Below are 19,082 nucleotides of genomic sequence, written 5' to 3' on the forward strand. Positions count from 1 at the left end.
GGATCAGCCGCCGGTCTCGATGGTCGCCGTCAGCACGGTCTGGCCATTGGCAGGAACCGGCACGCGCCAGACGATGGTGCGGGCATCGCGCATCTCGCCCTGGATGCTCTGATCCTGGATCTCGGTGTCGCGGCCCAGACCGGTCTGGCGAACCTCGACCACCACCGGCTCGGAGCGGGCATTCCGCACCGTGTATTCCATCCGATAGCGCGACCGTTCGGTGTTCAGGATGCGCGGGGCCACCCGCTCATTGCTGACCAGACGCGGCTGAACAGTGACGTCAAAGGCATCACCGGTGGTGATGGCGATGTCCGAGCCCGCAGGCGTGTGGCCGATCTCATCCTCGCCGATGAAGCGGGGCTCACCGCCCGCGTCGCGCACATAGACGCGCACCACCCCGGCCGGCAGGGCTTGGCTGACGCCCGAGGCGCGACCGTTCTGGAACAGCACCGCCACCTCGGCCGACTGTGCCTGCTCATAGGTGGAGAAGCCGCCCATCTGGAACAGATAGCGCTTGGACGCCGGCACATTGGCCACATCCAGCAGGCCGACCTGTTTGTTCTGGTTGTTGGCGACCGTTACCCGTCCCGGGAGGGGGTAGATGTAATAGTCGGCAATACCTTCGGCCCCGTCCGAGAACTGAGTACCATTGCCGCTCCGGCCTCCACCATAATAGCCGCCGCCGCTGACCAGATTGACCTCTCCGGCCACCACACGCGTGCTGGCCTCGGTGAAGGTCGCGCCCGAGCGGTTGGTGATGGTGATCCACCCGGTCAGATCCAGGCTGCCGCCCGCCTCGTCATACTGGGCCACATAGTCCGCCTTCCACGACAGGCCGCTGGTCAGATAGCTGAGCGTCGTCTCGCGACGTCCGCCACCCTCGGCGTCGAGCGTCACGCTGAGCGTCGGGCGCGGGCGCAGATTGGCCGGCACTTCGTCGAAGATCACCCGCGTCGGCACGCCGTCGTCGCGCAGCACCTCGATCCGGTCGCCGATCCGCAGCACCACGCCCTCATTGGCGGCCAGAACCTGGGCCCGTTCAGTCGTCTCGCGACCGGTGCCCGGATTGATGCGGACGATGCCGATGGTGTCGCCGACCGCGCTCTGCATCAGCTTGTCGGGCGTCAGTAGGTCATAGTCGAAATTCTGCTCGACCACTGACAGGCCCCGACCGCTGAGGCCGACGGTCTCGGGCCGGATGCTGGCCGATACGCCGGGGAACTCCTGACGCGAGCGGCCCTCCGGAATGTTCAGGTCCCGCACATCCTCAACCAGGGCGATGTCCTGATTATAAATGGTGATGGCCACGCGGCCGGGACCTCCGGGGCGGCTGTCGACCTGCTCCTGAGCGGACACCGCCGTCCCTGTCAGCAACAGGGCACAGGCCCCTCCCATCAGACCCATTCTCAGCGAACCCGGGCGAAGCGACATGGCGATCTCCATGAATACAGCAGTTTGTGGAGGTCACGCTGGCACGGCCCCCGGACCCTGTCGAGAGCCAATCCCTGTCCGTTCCTGACGGGCGCGACACCGCGTCTCTTGCCTGATGACGCGACCGGGTTCATTGCGCACACGCCCTGCCTGATGGAGCCGTCCCATGCGCCTGCCCGCCCTCGCCCTGCTCTGTCTCGGAGTCGCCGCCTGTCAGGACGCCGCGGCGCCTTCCGTCGAAATCAGCGATGCGGTCTGTCGTCCGACCCCGAACGGTCGCGACCTGACCGGCTGCTATATGACCCTTGCCGCCACCACCGACGACCGCCTTGTCTCGGTCTCGACCGATGCCGCGGGCAAGGCCGAGATCCATGAAATGTCGACCGCGGGCGGGGTCATGACCATGGCCGAAATGACCGACGGCCTGCCCCTTCCTGCGGGTGAGGTGACGGCTCTGCAGCCCGGCGGCAACCACATCATGCTGATGCAGGTGACAGCTCCTCTTGCGGAGGGCGACACGGTGGACCTGGCCCTGACCTTCGCGGATGCCGCCCCGGTCACCGTCTCCGCCCGGGTCGGCAATCCGGCCGTCAACTGACGGTCCGGGGTGGTTAGCGCCTGACAAACGGGTGCCCAACGGCTAAAGGCTCGCCTCGACCCGTTCCCCAGAGAGTACCATGGCCCTGAAAGTCGCGATCGTCGGCCTGCCCAACGTCGGCAAGTCCACCCTGTTCAACGCCCTGACCAAGACGGCGGCGGCCCAGGCGGCCAACTATCCGTTCTGCACGATCGAGCCGAACACGGGCGACGTGGCCGTGCCCGAGCCGCGCCTCAAGGTGCTGGCCGAGATCGCCGGCTCGAAGGAGATCATCCCCTCGCGGATCACCTTCGTCGACATCGCCGGCCTGGTCCGCGGTGCGTCCAAGGGCGAAGGTCTGGGCAACCAGTTCCTGGCCAACATCCGCGACTGCGACGCCATTGCCTTCGTCGCCCGCTGCTTTGTCGACGACGACATCACCCACGTCGAGGATCGCATCGATCCGGTCTCGGACCTCGAGATCATCGAGACGGAACTGATGCTGGCCGACCTCGAAAGCCTCGAGCGGCGCCGCGTGCAGATGGAGAAGCGCGCCAAGGCCGGTGACAAGGAAAGCCAGCTGAACCTCAAACTGGTCGATCTGGCCCTGACCCAGCTGAATGCCGGCAAGCCCGCGCGGACGGCCGAGATCAGCAAGGAAGACCGCAAGGCCTGGGACATGCTCCAGCTGCTGACCGCCCTGCCCGCCCTCTATGTGTCCAATGTCGACGAGAACTCGGCCGACGAAGGCAATGAGCTGTCCGATCTGGTCGCCGCCCGTGCGGCCAAGGACGGCGCCAACTCGGTCGTCATCTCGGCCAAGATCGACTCGGAACTGGCCGTGCTGGACGAAGCCGAGCAACTGGAATTCCTCGAGACCCTCGGTCTGGCCGAGCCGGGCCTGAACCGTCTGATCCGCGAGGCCTACAGCCTTCTGGGCCTGCAGTCCTATTTCACGGTCGGCCCCAAGGAAGCGCGCGCCTGGACGATCCATGTCGGCGATACGGCTCCGCAAGCGGCTGGCGTGATCCATACGGACTTCGAAAAGGGCTTCATCCGCGCCGAAACCATCGCCTACGACGACTATGTCGCCCTGCGCGGCGAGGCCAAGGCGCGCGAGGCCGGCAAGCTGCGGGCCGAGGGCAAGTCCTATGTCGTCAAGGACGGCGACGTCATGAACTTCCTGTTCAGCTAGGGCTGGTCCGACGGGCAGCGGGTGAACGCCACCGTCGCCCCGTCCCGATCCGGGTAAGACAGTCTCAGGCGGTCCTCGGTAGCCGAGGCCCGGACGGTTTCGCGCTTCTGCTGCCCTTCCGCCTCACACACCAGATCCAGTTCGTGCCCGTCCGCGATGGGGCGTGAAGCCTCGATAGCGCAGCTGTTTTCATAACCCTCGAAGCGCGTCAGCGTGATGGTGATAGGCCGCTCCGGACCCGTCGTGTTCGAACACCAGGCGGGATAGGCCGCCCAGTCCCCCAACAGTTCCGCATGCCCCGTTGTCCGGGCCGGAGCCGGATCCGCCGGTGGCAGGGGTGCGTCTGGATCCGGGGTCACGGGCCCGGGCTCCATCGGGTCATTCCCACAGGCCGCAACGGCGGCGGCCAGGCTGGCGGTGGCGGCAAGGCGGAGCAGGGTTTTCATGAAGCAGGGAACGCACATGTCGCCGCTGTGTTCAGAACGAGTCGCAAATGCGGTTGCTTCTGATAATCGTTCGCAGTAATTGCCCCGCACCTTCACCGTAACTCCCCGGGGCTTCTCATGCGTACCACCCTCCTCCTCACCACCGCTCTGGCCGGACTGGCCGCCACTGCCATGCCGGCTCTGGCCCAAACCCGGCCTGTCTCGAGCCCCGTCATCGACCCGGTGACCCTCGATCCGATCACAGTGCTGGCGACCCGCACCGCCACCCGGGTGGATGAGACCCCCGCCACCGTCACCGTCATCACCGCGCGTGATATCGAGCAGAACCTCTATACCGACATCAAGGATCTGGTCCGGTTCGAGCCGGGCGTCAGCGTCCGAACCCAGCCAGCCCGATTCGGCGCCGCCCTCGGCTCGACCGGCCGCGACGGCAATGCGGGCTTCACCATCCGCGGTCTGGGCGGCGACCGAGTGCTGATCGTCGTGGACGGAGTCCGTACCCCCGACGGCTATGCCTTTGGCCCACAGAGCGTTGGCCGTGGCGGCTATTCCGATCTGGACCTGATGAAGTCGGTCGAGATCCTGCGCGGCCCGGCCTCGGCCCTCTACGGCTCGGACGGCGTGGCCGGTGCGGTCTCCTTCACCACCAAGGACCCGGTCGACATGCTGGGCGCCAGCCGCAACTGGACCGCCCGGGCGCGCGTCGCCTACGGCTCGGCCGATGACAGCCTCGCCACCGGCCTGTCCTTCGCCGGCCGTGACGGTGCCCTGTCCGGTCTGGTCGCCTGGACCCACCGCGATGCGTCGGAGACCGACAATCAGGGCACGGTGGGCGGAGAGGGCGCCGCCCGGACCGAGCCCAACCCCCAGGGCTTCAGCTCTGACGCCCTGCTGGCCAAACTGGTCTGGGACGTCGCCACCGACCACCGGCTGGGCCTGACCTGGGACTCCTACAGTTCGGATGTCGACGCCAATGTGCTGTCGGGCCGCAGCGCCTCGGTTCTGGATCTGCGTGCCGAAGACGAGACGACGCGCCAGCGCATCGGCCTGGACTGGCGGACTGAAGCACTGCCCGGCCTGGATGAAGCCTCCCTCATCGTCTACCGGCAGGAGTCCGAGACCCGCCAATTCACCTTCGAGGACCGGCAACCGGCGACAGATCGCACCCGTGACAACACCTTCGACAATGATGTCATGGGTCTGGCCGCACAGGGGCGTCGTACGCTGACGTCAGGCTCGGTCGAGCACCGCCTGATCTTCGGCGGGGACTGGTCCGAAACCACCCAGAGCGGTGTGCGCGACGGCACCCTGCCGCCGTTCGGCGAGACCTTCCCCTCCAGCCCCTTCCCGGAGACGGACTACACCCTTTCCGGTCTGTTCATTCAGGACGAGATCGTTCTGGCGGGCGGGTCGCTCCGCATCACTCCGGCCCTGCGCTATGACGCCTATGAGCTGACGACGGCCGATGATCCGCTGTTCACGGGCGCCAAGGCGGATCAGGAGGACAGCCGCCTGTCGCCCAAGCTGGGCGTCGTCTGGTGGGCCAATGACCATTTCGGCCTGTTCGCCTCCTATGCGGAGGGGTTCAAGGCCCCGACCCCGTCGCAGGTGAACAGCGCCTTCGGCAACCTCGCCTTCGGCTACATTTCGGCGCCCAATCCCGACCTGAAGCCGGAGACCAGCCGGAGCCTCGAGGCGGGCCTGCGCCTGCGCGAGGTTCCGGTCTGGAACGGAGGACGGATGGCGCTGCAGGCCGTGGCCTTCCAGGCCGACTATGAGGACTTCATCAGCCAGGAAGTCGTGTCGGGCGCCTTCACCCCGATGGACCCGGCGGTCTTTCAATACGTCAACTTCACCGACGTCGAGGTGAAGGGGCTGGAGTTCCGCAGCGACGCCTCCTGGGACAACAGGCTCCGCGCCCGCGTCTCGGCCGCCTGGGCGGAGGGCGATCAGACCACGGCGGGCACCACCACGGCCCTGCCCGCGATCGACCCGCTCAAGGTCGTCGCCGGCCTGGGCTGGGATGCCCCGTCGGGCGCCTTCGGCGGCCAGGCCATCGTCACCTGGTCCGAGGCCAAGGATGCGGCCGACACCACCGGTCTGGCGTGCTCGCCGAACTGCTACGTCGGGAACGACTTCACCCTGTTCGACCTGACCGGCTACTGGAATGTGACGGATAAGGTCACGGCCCGTGTCGGCGTCTTCAATGTGTTTGATGAGACCTACGGCTGGTGGAGTGACGTGTCGGGCCTGTCGACCACCTCCACCGTGCTGGACGCCTACACCCAGCCCGGTCGCAATGTTTCGATCTCCCTGACCTTGCGTCTGTGAGCCGGGAAGCGATAATGCGAATGACTTTCATGTTGGAGACACCCCCCCCATGCGTGCTGCCCTTGCCGTCGCCCTTCTGATCGGCACCTGTCTGCCGGTCGCCGCCCTTCCCGCGACCGCCCTCGCCCAGGCCCCTGCGCAGGCGACGGCCGACGCGAAATTCCAGCGCGACCGCCAGGCCATCCTCTCCCAGGCCGGACAGTTCCGCGTGCGGTTCGACATGCGCGAAACTGTTCCGTTCGTCGACGGCTATGAGCCGCTCGACGAGAAACTCTCGGGCGGCAACGAGATCGTGCGGGTCGTCTATGACGACGGCACCCGCATCAGCCTGCAGCACATTCTGGTCATGGATCATGAGGGCCAGACCTTCGTGATCAAGCACTGGCGCCAGGACTGGGTCTATGAGCCCGAAGCCGTCCTGACCTATGCAGGGCCTGACCAGTGGGTGCTGACTCCTGTACCGGAAGACCAGCGCAAGGGCGCCTGGTCCCAGACGGTGTGGCAGACCGACGACTCGCCCCGTTACGGCGGCGTCGGCGTCTGGACGTACGACCACGGCATGACCGAATGGGCATCGGCGCCCACATTGCGTCCGCTGGCCCGCCGGGATGCGGTTCGTGATCCGGTCTATGACCGCTATGTCGGGACCAACCGTCACGCCCTGACCCCGTTCGGCTGGGTGCATATTCAGGACAACCTCAAGATGTCTGGTGCCCAGGGCGATGATAGCGAGGGTCAGGTGATCGTGCACGAGGACGTCGTCAATACCTATCGCCAGTGGGACGGATATGATGCTGCCCCCGGAGATGCCTATTGGGCTGATACCCAGGCCTACTGGGCCGGTGTTCGTAGCCTGTGGGACGAGGTGATCGCCCGCGACGGCGGCATCCGCGTCGAGGAAGAGCCCAATGCCGGGGCCGTCACCGGACCGGCCCTGATGGGTCTGGCGGACCAGATTCACGCCGGAGAAACCACCACCGAAGCGGCGCTGGCCGAGGCCCGCACCATGATCATGGATGCCACTTCCGGTAGCTGATCATTTTTCTGCTTGACGGCTGCGCTTGCCGTCGCCACGCTTAAGTCACTCATCAAGACCGGTCGAGGGATAGGCCCTTTGACGCCGGGGCAACCTTCGCGAAGAGACCCTCTTCGCGAGATGGTGCCAACTCCTGCGAGGATCACGGTCTCACGACCCGGTCCGCGAGAGATGAGTGAATCGACGGCCTCTTTCGAGGTCCCGCCGTTTCACGGGTCGATCCACGCACGGGTACTCGATGGGCGGAGTTCGTCGTGTCGTGCCTGCTGTCTTTTCCTCTCCCACCCTCCCCGCCTGGCGGGACCACACCGTGCCTCTGCCGGGCTTCTGCCTCAGCGACGGGCAGCCGCTCACCGATACGACCATGCGCCTTCGCCGGTTCGGGCCGGACAGGGCGCCCGTCCTCGTGGTCCTCGGCGGAATTTCGTCGGACCGGCGCGTGGCGGATGTCGGCGACGGACGACCGGCCTGGTGGCCCCGCATCGTGCGCCCGGGCGGTCCGGTCGATCTGAACCGCTATCAGGTGCTGGGCCTCGACCTCTTGCCTGGGCCGGCTGAGGAGCGGATCCGCACCCTGACCCCGGCCGATCAGGCCCGCGCCGTCGCCATCGCGCTTGATCATCTTGGCATTCCGCGACTGGAGGCCGTGATCGGCGCCTCGTACGGCGGCATGGTCGGACTGGCCTTTGCGTCGCTATTCCCAGAGCGGCTGAAGCAGCTTATCGCCATCTCGGCCCCGCATCGCCCCGCCACCCACGCCACGGCGCTGCGTGGCATCCAGCGCCGCATCCTCGCCTTCGGCATCGAGACAGGGCGCCCCGCCGAGGCCGTCGCCCTGGCCCGCGAACTGGCCATGACCACCTATCGCACGCCCAAGGAACTGAACCTGCGCTTCGGCCAGGACGCCACGCCGGAAGCCGCCGGCCAGCCCTACGCCGTCTGCGATTATCTGAAGGCCCGCGGCCGTGCCTATGTGCCGCGCATGACGGCGGAACGCTGGATCAGCTTGTCGGACTCGCTGGACCGCCACCGGGTCGAGCCGAAAGCCGTCACCGTGCCGACTACGCTCCTCGGCTTCACGTCGGACCAGCTCGTTCCGATCTCCGACCTCAATGCGCTGGCCGAGCGACTGCCGAACCTGCGCGCCTGTGTCCGCGCGCCCTCGCTCTACGGCCACGACGGCTTCCTCAAGGAAGAGGCCGTGGTCGCCGACCTTATCGCCTCGGCCCTGGCCGCCCCCCTGTCCTGTTGTCTTTCCGAGCTTGCCGCATGACCTGTCCCCCCTCCCCCCATGACCTCGCCACCCGCCTCGCCCGCGTCGGCATCGATCAGGACCCGGCCCATGGTGCGGTCATGCCGCCCCTGCACCTGAGCGCCAACTACAGCTTCGACGGGCTGGAGGGGAAACGCCGCTACGACTACAGCCGCTCGGGAAATCCGACCCGCGACCTGCTGGGCGAGGCCCTGACGGCGCTGGAAGGCGGCGCCGGCACCGTCGTCACCGCCAGCGGCATGGCCGCCGTCGATCTGGTGCTGAGCGAGCTGTCGCCCGGCGATCTGGTCCTCGCGCCGCACGACGGCTACGGCGGCACGCACCGCCTGCTGAACGCCCGCGCCCGGCGGGGTCATTTCGAGGTGGCCTTTGTCGACTTCGCCGACGCCACTGCCCTTGATGAAGTCCTCACCCGCCAGCCGAAACTGGTGCTGGCCGAGACGCCGTCCAACCCGCTGATGCGCCTGACCGACATCGAAGCTGTGTGCCGGGCAGCCCATGCAGCAGGGGCAAAAGTCGCCGTCGACAACACCTTCCTGTCCCCCGCCCTGCAGCAGCCGATCTCGCTGGGGGCGGACTGGGTCATCCATTCGACAACGAAGTTCATCAACGGCCATTCGGATGTGGTCGGAGGCGCGGTCATCAGCGCCACGCTTGAGGACCACGAGCGGCTGGCGTGGTGGGCCAACTGTCTGGGTACGACCGGCGCGCCGTTCGACGCCTGGCTGACCCTGCGCGGCCTGCGCACCCTGTTCGTCCGTATCGAGCGGCAGCAGGCCACTGCGGGCGATCTGGCCGACTGGCTGGTCCGGCAGCCGGGCGTGCGGGCCGTCCACTATCCGGGACTGGCCGACCATCCCGGGCATACGCTGGCCAAACGTCAGCAGGCCGGATTCGGCGCCATGCTCAGCCTCGAGCTGGACGGCGGCAGGGACGCCGCCCGGGCTTTGGTCGAAGGGCTGCAGGTCTTCACCCTGGCCGAGTCCCTCGGTGGGGTCGAGAGCCTGATCGCCCATCCCGCAGGCATGACCCATGCCGCCATGACGCCCGAGGCCCGAGAGACCGCCGGGATCACCGAGGGCCTGCTGCGCCTGTCGATCGGGCTCGAGCATGTCGAGGACCTGCGCGCCGAACTGGCAGCGGGACTGGCCCGCGCTGCCCTTGTCTCCGACCAGCGAAAGGCGGCCTGAGATGACCGCCCTTCTCTTGAGCCGATCCCCCCTCGGCCTTCTGCCTGAAGCGAGAGGACCACTGAGGGTGGCCCTCGCTGGATGTGGTGTCGTGGGCGGGGGCGTGCTGCCGCGCCTGCTGGACCGGCCGGACATCGCGCTGGTCGGGGTGCTGGTGCAGACCCCCGGCAAGTTCCGCTCGCCAGCGCCGGCACCCGGGCTTCTGTTCACGGATCCGGCGGCGTTTCTGGCACGGGAGCCGGATGTGGTGATCGACACCCTTTCGGATGCCTCGGTGTCGCTGGCGCTGATCCGGGCGGCCCTGTCGCGGGGCATCCATGTGGTCAGCGCGTCCAAGCAGGCGGTGGCGGCCGACGTCGAGGGCCTGTCAGCGCTGGCGACGGCGACCGGAGCGACGCTGCGGTATTCGGCGGCCGTCGGCGGGGGCGTGCCGATGCTGGAGACGGTCAGACTGGCCCGGGCGCTGGGGCCGATCCGGCGGATCGAGGCGGTGCTGAACGGCACGGTCAACTTCATGCTGAACCGGCTGGCGGCGGGGCATCCGTTCGAGGCGGCCCTGGCCGAGGCGCAGGCGGCGGGGTTTGCCGAGGCAGATCCGTCCGCCGACCTGACCGGCCGGGACGCGGCGGCCAAGCTGTTCCTGCTCAGCCGGGCCGCCTTCGGGCCGGGGGCGCGGTTGCCGGACCGGGTCGAGACGCTGGGTCCCGATTTCCAGCCGGGCCCGGCGCCGGTGCGCCAGCTGGCGGTGGCCGACAGCGTCGGGGGGCAGATCACCCTGGCGCCGGTGGCGGGCGACCCGCTGTTCGCCGAGCTGGCCGATGCCGGCAATGCCATCCGCATCACCCTGGCCGACGGACGGGTGCTGAGCCGGTCCGGGCTGGGGGCCGGGCGGGGCCCGACAGCCGGGAGCGTCTGGGCCGACCTGAGTGACCTATTGGCGAGCGGCGTCGGAGCGGGCACGAATGGCGCCGAACTCTGAGTCCGCCTTCCAGGTGGGCCAGCGGTCCGAGTTCGCGAGGTCCCACGCCAGCTGGTACATCAGGGTCAGGTTCTCGACCGCCGAGCGAAGGTCGTAATCCTCGCGCCATTCATCGCTGCGCTGGTGATAGTCGCGCGAGAACAGGGCCTGATATTCTGGCAGGCCGACCTCAATGCCACCCTCGTCCAGATCCACTCCGTGCCAGGGCATCAGGGCGGGCACACCGGAGCGGGCGAAGGGGAAGTGGTCCGAGCGGAAATAGTAGTTCTGCTCCGGCTCGCGGTCGTCCGTGACATAGCGGCCCTCGGCCTCGGCGAGGACGGCCAGATCGTCTTCCAGCGAGTTCTGGCCAAAGCCGAAGATGGCCACATCGCGGGTCGGACCACTGAGTGGCAGCATGTCGATGTTCAGGTCCGCGACCGTGGTTTCCAGCGGATAGACGGGATCGACCGAATAGGCATAGGCGCCCAGCAGGCCCATTTCCTCGGCCGCCATGTGAGCAAAGACGACGGTGCGCTTCGGCTGCGGCGAGAGCGAGAAGGCGCGCGCCAGTTCCAGAATGCCGGCCGTGCCCGAGGCATTGTCCCAGGCGCCGTTGAAGATGGTATCGCCGTGGGCATCGGGCGAGCTGACCCCGACGTGGTCCCAGTGGGCCGAGAAGATCACGACCTCGTCGGGGTTCTCGGAGCCTTCGATCCTGGCCAGAAGGTTATAGGTCTGAATTTCCTCGCGGGCTTCCTCGATGTCGACGCTCAGGCGGACGCCCGTCAGCTCAATGGCCTTGAACTGGCCCGTATCGACCGTCGCCATGGCGCCGTGATCGACGCCGGCGGCCGAGCCCCACTGCATGGCGGTGACTGCGCCCATGGTGCCGGTGAAGGGGATGGGGTCCAGCCCCTCGACCGTCGTGCGGGTGCGGGCGGGACGCCCGGCCATGCCCTGCCAGCTGGCCTGGTCAAGCACCAGGGTGATGACGCCGACCGCGCCGCGACGCAGGGCCTCCATCTTCTTGTAGCCGCCGCTGGAATAGGCCGAGTTGTACTCGCCCCGGAACAGTTCGCCCTCGGGCTCACCCGCCAGCACGATCACGACCTTGCCGGTCACATCGAGGTCGCCGTAGTCGTCCCAGCCGCGTTCGGGCGCAGTGATGCCATAGCCGGCGAAGACGACCGGCGCATCGGCGATCTCGACCCGGCCGCTGTCGTTGGAGGAACGCAGCTGGATGTCGGTCGCCGCCAGCGGATGCTGTGTGCCATCCGGCGCGGTCCAGTAGGCCACCGGCGCGCGGGCCGGTGTGAAGCGGAAGAGGGTGACGGGCTGCAACCATTGGCCATCCGGACCACCGGGCTGAAAGCCCATGGCCTCATACTGACCCTGCAGGTATTCGAGTGTCATGGCCTCGCCGACCTCGCCCGGGACGCGGCCCTGGAAGCTGTCATCGGCCAGCACGCGAATGTGCTCGGACAGGCGGTCGGCCGAGATGTCCTGGGCCAGACTCGCGCTGGCGGACAGGAGGACAGCAGCGGCGGCGACGCCACCCAGAAGACGACGGAACATGGGGAACTCCGGGATGAATTTCGGGCGCACCTTAGGCCTCGGCCCCTGGTGCGCCCGTTAAGTTTTCGTCATGTGCCGCTGACGGATCAGCGGCGGGCGGCAGCACTTTCTTCGCGAACCGGGCCGAACTCGGACCCGTCCTTCCAGCCCGGCCAGTCGCGGCTGTTGGCCAGGGCCAGACCCACGGCATGGACGACCTCTAGGTCTTCGGCCGCGCCGCGGAAGTCCATTTCCGGCATCCATTCGTCGGCGGCCTGGTGATAGCGGCGCGCGCCATATTCATCGCGCAGGGCCTGACGTTCGGCGATCGGCTCATCGCGGAAGTCGCCCGATCCCTTGGGATAGGCCATGGGCACGCCGCGCTTGGCCAGCGGGAAGTGGTCGGAACGGAAATAGGTACCGGCGGCATTATTGGTATCGGGCACGATCACCCGGCCTTGCGTTGCCGCCACGACCTCAAGCCGCTCATCGAGGGTCGACTGGCCGTAGCCGGTCACGCCGAGGCCCGACAGGCGCCCGTAGACGTTCATGGCGTCGAGGTTGAAGCCGGCGACCGTGGTTTCCAGCGGATAGAGGGGATTGGCGGCATAGAATTCCGAACCCAGCAGGCCGCTTTCCTCGGCGGTAAAGGCGATGATGACGATCGACCGTTCCGGGCGAGGGCCCGCGCCATACATGCCGGCGACCTCGATCAGGCCGGCGATGCCCGAGGCATTGTCGACGGCGCCGTTGAAGATCCGGTCGCCCTCGGCATCGGGATCACCCACGCCGATATGGTCCCAGTGGCCGGTGTAGAGGATGGTCTCGTCCGGGTGGGTGGAGCCCGGCAGGCGGGCAACGACATTATGGGTTTCGATCTGGCTGGTCGACACGCTGTAGCCGGCGTCGAGGGTCTGGCCTTCCAGTTCGACCGGACGGAAATCGCGACTGCGCGCCGACACCTTCAGGGCCTCGAAATCCAGACCGGCCCGCTCGAACAGATCGACGGCGACGTCGCGCTGGATCCAGCCTTCCAGCGGCACGCGCTCGGCGGCCGCGTTCGCACGGACGATGTCGAATTGCGGCCCGGTCCAGGAGTTCTTGACCGTGGTCCAGCCGTAGGAGGCGGGGGCGGTCTCATGCACCACCAGCACGCCGGCGGCGCCCCTGCGGGCGGCCTCGTCATATTTGTAGGTCCAGCGGCCGTAATAGGTCATGGCCCGGCCGTTGAAGGTGTTGAGCTCGGGCTGCTCATAGTCGGCGTCATTGACCAGCACGACGATGACCTTGCCGCGCACGTCGACGTCCTTGAAGTCGTCCCACTCGCGCTCGGGGGCGGTGGTGCCATAGCCGACGAACACCAGCGGCAGATCGTCGAGGCGCACCTGCTCGGCCGGACGGCGGGTCGAAATGACGATCTGCTCGCCCTGGGTCAGGGGGCGGGCAACGCCGTCGTCGCTGAAGGAGGCGCTGACGTTGCTAACGGCAAAGCGGTTCAAGGTCACGGCCTGGGTCCAGCCGCCGTTCTCGCCGCCGGGCTCGAAGCCGGCGTCGGCAAAGGCCTCGGACAGATAGGCGATGACCTTGTCCTCGGCCGGGGTGGCGATGCCGCGTCCCTCGAAGCTGTCGTCCGACAGGGCCTGCACATGCGCCGACAGGCGATCCGGGTCGATCCGGGCCGGTTCCCCGCCGTCCGGCAGGGTCATACAGGCGGCCAGCGCCGCCCCCGCAGCAAGAACACTCAGCCTGGACAGCAGACGCATTTGAGACCTCTCACAAAACCGGAGACGCGACCCTAAAGCCTTGCCCGCCGGACGCAACTGTTGAGGGGGTATGCGGAAGCGCCTCTCGCCCGGGAGGCAGAGGATACGGAGAGGTGGGCGGCGCATGGGCCGGGGGCCCGGAACCGTATGCGCCCTGCTTTCGCGTTACGGGCGCTTTGTAATTTTCGGCACCACAGCCTGGCGCCGCCCCGGTCGGTTCACGCGAGCGCCTGGGGGGACTGTCTCTTCCGCCGGGGGTCGGGCACCCGGATGCTTGTGCGCCCGACTTCGCCTGTCCCGGTTCGACAGCAGGTCCCAGTCTCTCGGCCCGCGACGGGCGAGGCGTCCAGAAACGCCCCGGACCCCGGGGTTTCGCCCCGGGCAGTCCCGCTCGACCGGCCTCTGTCGCTGCTTCGGTGCCTGGATCCTCAGCCCCTCTCCTGCGACGAAGACAGGCGGAGGGTTGCACACGCCCGGACCCGGTAGGGCAGAACGGTCCGAGAATCGCGAGGGGCGTTGAAAGGGTGGGGGAATTCGGGGGCGGCTATCCTACCTACTGCCGTTGACCCATCGTCATCCTCCGACTTGATCGGAGCATCGGTCCGGGCAGGCGATCAGCCGTTGCGGGTGACACCGATCCTCGGGTCAAGCCCGAGGATGACGACGTTTCTGTCTCCTCCCAATCGCAGATGGGGAGGTGGCGCGGCGCGTCAGCGCCGTGACGGAGGGGCTCTTGAGGGCGAGCGTGCGATAAAGACCCCCTCCACCACTCCGTGGTCCCCCTCCCCACCGCTGCGCGGCAGGGAGGAGACGGGTGGGGCGCCTGCCCACGAAAAACCCGCCGAAGCGAGGGCTCCGGCGGGTCATTCGGTCGGTGTGGGAACGGCTGGCCCTAGTGGGCGATGCCTTTCCAGATGCGGCGGTAGCTGGCGTAGGTCAGGCCGGCGAAGATGAACAGGAAGGCCAGAACGCCCATGCCGGTGCGCTTGCGCTCGGTCGCGTGGGGGTCGGACGCCCAGGCGATGAAGGCGGCGACGTCCTTGGAATACTGGTCCACCGTCTGGGGCGAGCCGTCGTCATAGGTCACCTGACCATCGGCCAGGGGATTGGGCATGGCGATGAAACCACCCGACGGCACATGGTCGGGATCGCCGGTCCAGAAGGGCGACAGGTCACCGGCCATATAGGGGTTGTAGTACTGGCCCGGGGCGATCTGCAGACCCTCGGGGGCCGGCACATAGCCCGACAGCAGGGAGTAGATGTAGTTGGCGCCGTCGTGACGGGCCTTGGCCATCACCGACAGGTCCGGCGGGGCCGCTCCGCCATTGGCCCCGGCAGCCGCCGTGGCATTGGCATAGGGGTTGGGGAAGCGGTCGGCCGGGGTCGCCGGACGCATGATCGGCTCACCCGTTTCCGAGTCGATATCCGCAACCTGGACCTCGGCCGCGAGCACGCGGACGTAGGGGTTGTCGGCCGGTCCGCCCTTGAAGTGCGAATCGTAGAACGGTCCGCCGGGCTGGCCGAGGTTGCGGAAGGACATCAGGTCCATGCCGTGACAGGCGGCGCAGACCTCGCGATAGACCTTGTAGCCGCGCTGCAGCTGGGCCTGGTCGAAGGTGCCGAACGGCCCCTCGAAGCTGAACCCGCCCGAGCGCGGGTGCTTGGCCTCGCCGCCGGCGGCCCCGGCCGGAGCGGCCACGGCAACCAGGCTGAGGGCGGCGACAGCCGAGGCGACGATCTTGAACACGGTTGAAGGGGTCCCGTTTTGAATGGTCATGACGATCAGCCCTTCTTCTCGGGGATGCCGCCGTCGAGCACCGGCTCGGAGACCGAGGCGGGGACCGGCAGAGGCGTCTCCTTCAGCCCGACCCAGGGCATGATGATCAGGAAGAAGGCGAAGTAGTAGGCGGTCAGCAGGCGCGTCAGCCACAGATAGCTGTTCAGCTGGCCGTCCAGCAGCATGAAGCTGGGCATGCCGGGCACGACCTGGGCGTCGGGCAGTTGCGCGCCGCACCAGCCGAGGCCGAGCCCGACGATCACGAAGATCACGAAGAAGACCTTCATGGTCGGGCGATAGCGCATGGAGCGCACCCGCGAGGTATCCAGCCACGGGATGACGAACAGCACACCGATGGCGCCGAACATGGCCAGCACGCCGCCGAACTTGTCGGGGATGGCGCGCAGGATGGCGTAGAAGGGCAGCATGTACCACTCGGGCACGATGTGCGCCGGCGTCACCAGCGGGTTGGCCGGGATGTAGTTGTCCGCATGGCCCAGGGCGTTCGGCATGTAGAAGACGAACAGGGCGAACAGGATCAGGAACAGGATGATGGCAAAGCCGTCCTTGACCGTGAAATAGGGGTGGAACGGCAGGGTGTCCTTGGCCGTGCGCTCCTTGGGGATCAGGACGCCGGCGGGGTTGTTCTGGCCCGAGGTATGCAGCGCCCACAGGTGCAGCACCACGACGCCGAAGATCACGAACGGCAGCAGATAGTGCAGCGAGAAGAAGCGGTTCAGCGTGGCGTTGTCGATGGCCGGACCGCCGCGCAGCCAAATCAGCAGGGGCTCGCCGACGACCGGCACGGCGCCGATCAGATTGGTGATGACCTCGGCGCCCCAGAAGGACATCTGGCCCCAGGGCAGGACGTAGCCGAGGAAGGCGGTGGCGATCATCAGGAAGAAGATCACGCAGCCGAGAATCCAGATGATCTCGCGCGGGGCCTTGTAGGAGCCATAATACAGGCCCCGGAGCATGTGCAGATAGACGGCGATGAAGAACATCGAGGCGCCGTTGGCGTGCACATAGCGGATCAGCCAGCCGCCGTTGACGTCACGCATGATGCGCTCGACCGAGGCGAAGGCCATTTCGGTGTTCGGCACATAGTGCATGGCCAGCACGATGCCGGTGACGATCTGGATCACCAGGCAGAGCATCAGGATGCCGCCGAAGGTGTACCAGTAGTTCAGGTTCCGCGGCGTCGGCAGCGCCATATAGTCGGCGCCGAAGCGGATGATCGGCAGGCGGCTGTCCAGCCACTTTTCGATGCCGGTCTTGGGGACGTAGGTGGATTCGTGGTCGCTCATGGTCTGTCCGTCCGTCCTCAGCCGATCCGCACGCGGGTGTCGGAGACATATTCATACGTCGGAACATCCAAGTTCCGGGGGGCGGGGCCTTTGCGGATACGCCCCGAGGCGTCGTAGTGCGAGCCGTGGCAGGGGCAGAACCAGCCGCCGTAGTCACCCGAATTGAAGGTCGGCACGCAGCCCAGGTGGGTGCAGGAGCCGATCACGACCAGAAACTGCTCATGCCCGGCCTTGGTGCGGTCGGCGTCGGTCTCAGGCGGGCTGCCCACGGCACCCTCAGCCTTGATGGTCGCGAGCTCGGCCGGGGTGCGGTAGCGCACGAACACCGGCTTGCCCTGCCATTTGATGACGACCTGCATGCCCTCGGCGACCTTGGTCAGGTCGAACTCGATGGTCGACAGGGCCAGGGTGTCGGCAGCGGGGTTCATCTGGTTGACCAGCGGCCAGGCCATCATGACCCCGGCGCCCACCGCGGCAGCGCCGGCGGCGATGTGGATGAAATCGCGGCGGGTGGCGTCGTCGCCCCCTCCGTGTCCGTCGTGGTTCAGCTCGACCGATTCGGTCACATCACACCTCTCATGGGCCCCGATGGACCCATGCCGGCCCATCGACGGTATCGTCATAGTTGACGCGAGACGTCATACACCAGCTGACGGGGCCAGATTTGCGGCTCATCGCCGCAAGACGGCGCGTGGCTGAGAAACACTCGCAAAACCAGCCGCGACAAGCCCCCGGCTCACGCGTAGAAGGGCCTTAGAATGCGTCTCGCCCTTTTTCAACCAGCCATTCCGCAGAACGTAGGCGCCTGCATCCGTCTGTCGGCCTGTTTCGGCGTCGAATTGCACGTCATCGAGCCCACCGGCTTTCGTCTGGACGACCGGGCGATGAAGCGCGCGGCGCTGGATTACGGGCCCCTGGGGCATATGGTCCGGCATGCCGACTGGGACGCGTTCCAGCGCGATCGCGGAGCCGGACGGCTGGTGCTGTTCACGACCAAGGGTGCCGAGCCCCTGACCGATTTTCGATTCCAGCCCGACGACACCCTGCTGTTCGGCTCCGAGCCGTCCGGGGCGCCGGATCAGGTGCATGCGGCGGCCGACGCCCGGGTGCTGATTCCGCTCAAGCCCGGCGCGCGGTCGCTGAACCTGGCGGTCAGCGCCGGCATCGCCTGCTGGGAATGGACGCGGCAGGTGGGCTGACTGCGACATCCTCCCCTGCCCCGCGCGCGAAAATGGGACTAGAAGCGGGGCCATGAGCACACCCGCCCCCGACCTCGACACCCTGAAGACCGAGACCCGCGCCTGGTTCGAGGCCCTGCGCGACCGCATCCATGCGGCGCTGGAGGCGCTGGAGGAGGCGGCCGACCCCGCCCTTTATCCCGGCGAGCCCGGCCGGTTCGTGCGCACCGAATGGCAGCGGCCCGAGGGCGGCGGCGGCGTCATGGGCATGCTGCACGGACGGCTGTTCGAAAAGGCGGGGGTGCACTGTTCGACCGTGCACGGCACCTTCCCCGAGGACTATGCCAAGCAGGTGCCGGGGGCCGCCGAGGATCCGCGCTTTTTCGCCACGGGCATCAGCCTGATCATCCATCCGCGCAATCCGCGGGTGCCCGCCGTGCACATGAACACCCGCTTTATCGCCACGACGAAGGGCTGGTTCGGCGGCGGGGGCGACCTGACCCCGGTGCTGGACGTGGATCGCCGCGACGATGCGCCCGACACGATGGCCTTCCATGCCGCCTACAAGGCCGCCTGCGACCGGCATGATCCGACCTACTATCCGCGCTTCAAGGCCTGGTGCGACGAGTATTTCTGGCTGGCCCACCGCAAGGAGCCGCGCGGGACCGGCGGCATCTTCTATGACCATCTGGACAGCGGCGACCGGGCGGCGGACTTCGCCTTTACCCGCGACGTCGGCGACGCCTTTCTCGTGGCCTATCCGGACATTGTGCGCGGCCGGATGGGCGAGGCCTGGACCGACGCCGAGCGCGAGGAACAGCTGATCCGCCGCGGCCGCTATGTGGAGTTCAACCTGCTGTACGACCGGGGCACGACCTTCGGCCTGAAGACCGGCGGGAACGTCGAGGCGATCCTCAGCTCCATGCCGCCCGAGGTGAAGTGGCCGTAGGTCGATAGTTCGTCGTCATCCTCTGGCTTGACCAGAGGATCGGTCCGGGCAGGCGGTTGGCATGGCCGCGGTGGTGGGTGGCACCGATCCTCGGATCAAGTCCGAGGATGACGG

Annotated in this window: 16 protein-coding genes and 1 riboswitch; of the genes, 9 read left to right on the forward strand and 7 right to left on the reverse strand. The window is 67.4% G+C overall.

Annotation, left to right across the window (positions count from 1 at the left end; genetic code table 11):
* Positions 1-3: 3 nt before the first annotated feature.
* Complete coding sequence (locus EG854_RS06730) at positions 4-1,431, reverse strand: DUF4139 domain-containing protein (RefSeq protein ID WP_241153157.1); 1,428 nt, start codon at positions 1,429-1,431, stop codon at positions 4-6.
* Between the two features lie 166 nt (positions 1,432-1,597).
* Between EG854_RS06730 and EG854_RS06735 the strand changes: the two genes are divergently transcribed.
* Together EG854_RS06735 and ychF are read left to right on the forward strand one after the other, a co-directional pair.
* Positions 1,598-2,029, forward strand: a complete 432-nt coding sequence (locus EG854_RS06735) for a copper chaperone PCu(A)C (protein WP_123287133.1) — start codon at positions 1,598-1,600, stop codon at positions 2,027-2,029.
* Between the two features lie 79 nt (positions 2,030-2,108).
* A complete protein-coding gene (ychF, locus tag EG854_RS06740; RefSeq protein WP_123287135.1) occupies positions 2,109-3,203 on the forward strand; it encodes a redox-regulated ATPase YchF in 1,095 nt (364 codons plus the stop codon).
* On the opposite strand, the gene EG854_RS06745 is transcribed toward ychF, so the two are convergent.
* Positions 3,200-3,649, reverse strand: a complete 450-nt coding sequence (locus EG854_RS06745) for a hypothetical protein (protein WP_123287137.1) — start codon at positions 3,647-3,649, stop codon at positions 3,200-3,202. The two genes, ychF and EG854_RS06745, sit on opposite strands and share 4 nt — an antisense overlap.
* Positions 3,650-3,766: 117 nt before the next feature.
* Here EG854_RS06745 and EG854_RS06750 point away from each other — a divergent pair, with 117 nt between their 5' ends.
* The 5 genes from EG854_RS06750 to EG854_RS06770 all read left to right on the forward strand — a co-directional run bounded on the left by EG854_RS06750 (position 3,767) and on the right by EG854_RS06770 (position 10,458).
* Positions 3,767-5,980: a TonB-dependent hemoglobin/transferrin/lactoferrin family receptor gene (locus EG854_RS06750; protein ID WP_123287139.1), complete on the forward strand. Its 2,214-nt coding sequence runs from the start codon at positions 3,767-3,769 to the stop codon at positions 5,978-5,980.
* A gap of 49 nt (positions 5,981-6,029) precedes the next feature.
* On the forward strand, positions 6,030-7,016 hold the full coding sequence (locus tag EG854_RS06755; RefSeq protein WP_123287141.1) for a DUF6607 family protein: 987 nt from the start codon (positions 6,030-6,032) through the stop codon (positions 7,014-7,016).
* 46 nt (positions 7,017-7,062) lie between these two features.
* A riboswitch (SAM riboswitch) is annotated at positions 7,063-7,194 on the forward strand.
* A 132-nt stretch (positions 7,195-7,326) separates the two neighbouring features.
* Positions 7,327-8,289: a homoserine O-succinyltransferase MetX gene (gene metX, locus EG854_RS06760; protein WP_164461912.1), complete on the forward strand. Its 963-nt coding sequence runs from the start codon at positions 7,327-7,329 to the stop codon at positions 8,287-8,289.
* Entirely contained in the window at positions 8,286-9,479 is a 1,194-nt protein-coding gene (gene metB / locus EG854_RS06765) for a cystathionine gamma-synthase (protein ID WP_123287145.1), read from the forward strand. Before metX ends, metB begins: the two co-directional genes overlap by 4 nt.
* A gap of 67 nt (positions 9,480-9,546) precedes the next feature.
* Positions 9,547-10,458: a hypothetical protein gene (locus EG854_RS06770; protein WP_164461914.1), complete on the forward strand. Its 912-nt coding sequence runs from the start codon at positions 9,547-9,549 to the stop codon at positions 10,456-10,458.
* On the opposite strand, the gene EG854_RS06775 is transcribed toward EG854_RS06770, so the two are convergent.
* From EG854_RS06775 to petA, 5 genes are all read right to left on the reverse strand, one after another.
* On the reverse strand, positions 10,411-12,015 hold the full coding sequence (locus tag EG854_RS06775; RefSeq protein WP_123287149.1) for a M28 family peptidase: 1,605 nt from the start codon (positions 12,013-12,015) through the stop codon (positions 10,411-10,413). The two genes, EG854_RS06770 and EG854_RS06775, sit on opposite strands and share 48 nt — an antisense overlap.
* Before the next feature lie 86 nt (positions 12,016-12,101).
* Positions 12,102-13,757, reverse strand: a complete 1,656-nt coding sequence (locus tag EG854_RS06780) for a M28 family metallopeptidase (RefSeq protein WP_123287151.1) — start codon at positions 13,755-13,757, stop codon at positions 12,102-12,104.
* A gap of 892 nt (positions 13,758-14,649) precedes the next feature.
* Positions 14,650-15,534 (reverse strand): cytochrome c1, encoded by an 885-nt coding sequence (locus tag EG854_RS06785; RefSeq protein WP_123287153.1) that lies wholly within the window; start codon positions 15,532-15,534, stop codon positions 14,650-14,652.
* Positions 15,535-15,539: 5 nt separating this feature from the next.
* Positions 15,540-16,841, reverse strand: coding sequence for a cytochrome b (locus EG854_RS06790; RefSeq protein ID WP_123287155.1), 1,302 nt, complete (start codon positions 16,839-16,841; stop codon positions 15,540-15,542).
* A gap of 17 nt (positions 16,842-16,858) precedes the next feature.
* Complete coding sequence (petA, locus tag EG854_RS06795; RefSeq protein WP_241153158.1) at positions 16,859-17,407, reverse strand: ubiquinol-cytochrome c reductase iron-sulfur subunit; 549 nt, start codon at positions 17,405-17,407, stop codon at positions 16,859-16,861.
* A gap of 192 nt (positions 17,408-17,599) precedes the next feature.
* Here petA and EG854_RS06800 point away from each other — a divergent pair, with 192 nt between their 5' ends.
* Both EG854_RS06800 and hemF read left to right on the forward strand, forming a co-directional pair.
* On the forward strand, positions 17,600-18,040 hold the full coding sequence (locus EG854_RS06800) for a tRNA (cytidine(34)-2'-O)-methyltransferase (protein WP_123287159.1): 441 nt from the start codon (positions 17,600-17,602) through the stop codon (positions 18,038-18,040).
* A 52-nt stretch (positions 18,041-18,092) separates the two neighbouring features.
* Complete coding sequence (gene hemF / locus EG854_RS06805) at positions 18,093-18,968, forward strand: oxygen-dependent coproporphyrinogen oxidase (protein WP_123287161.1); 876 nt, start codon at positions 18,093-18,095, stop codon at positions 18,966-18,968.
* Positions 18,969-19,082 lie beyond the last annotated feature (114 nt).

Origin of the sequence: Brevundimonas halotolerans (assembly GCF_003730275.1) — a bacterium.
GTDB classification, from domain to species: domain Bacteria; phylum Pseudomonadota; class Alphaproteobacteria; order Caulobacterales; family Caulobacteraceae; genus Brevundimonas; species Brevundimonas halotolerans.